Source organism: Alcanivorax sp. HI0083 (assembly GCF_001635175.1).
Map to the genome: position 1 here is coordinate 1 of NZ_LWFX01000673.1, position 718 is coordinate 718.

The 718-nt window shown below is 59.5% G+C and carries 1 pseudogene; it reads left to right on the plus strand.

The features are described from left to right. Window positions 1–718 (plus strand): annotated as a pseudogene (locus tag A3754_RS06710) (sulfite reductase); the annotation flags it as partial.

Below are 718 nucleotides of genomic sequence, written 5' to 3' on the forward strand. Positions count from 1 at the left end.
GCAGACCATTCAGCTCCATGGCATCCGCAAGCCGTATCTGCGAGCACTGATGCAGGGCATCCGTGACCTGGGCCTGGACACCATTGCCGCCTGCGGCGATGACAGTCGTGGCGTGGTGTGTGGCAGCAATCCGTCGCAATCTGCTATCCACCAGCAAGTGGCCGACCTGGCCCGGGAAACCAGCCAGCGACTGATTCCCAAAACCGGTGCCTACCCGCAAATCTGGTATCAGGAAGATCGCCCGGTCATGGCCGATGAGGACCCACAATACGGGCCGCTCTACTTGCCCCGCAAATTCAAGGTGGGTTATGTGATTCCGCCCATCAATGACATTGATGTGTACGGCCAGGACCTGGGCCTGATTGCCATCGTGGAAGACGGCGCACTGCAAGGTTTCAATATCTGTGTCGGTGGCGGCATGGGGCAGCTGGATACCCGTGAAAACAGCTATCCCCGCGCCGCCGAAGTACTCGGTTTCATTCCCCCGAATGAAGCCCCTGCGTTTGCTGAAACCGTCATGGGCATTCAGCGGGACTTCGGTGACCGTAAAGACCGCCACCGGGCTCGCTTTAAATACACCCTGGATCGCCTGGGCAATGACTGGTTTTTGCAACAACTGGCCCAGCGCCGCGGTAAACCTCTCGCACCGGCACGCCCCTTCACTCTGACCCAAAACGGGGATGCACTGGGTTGGCAACAAGGCGATGACGGCCTGTGG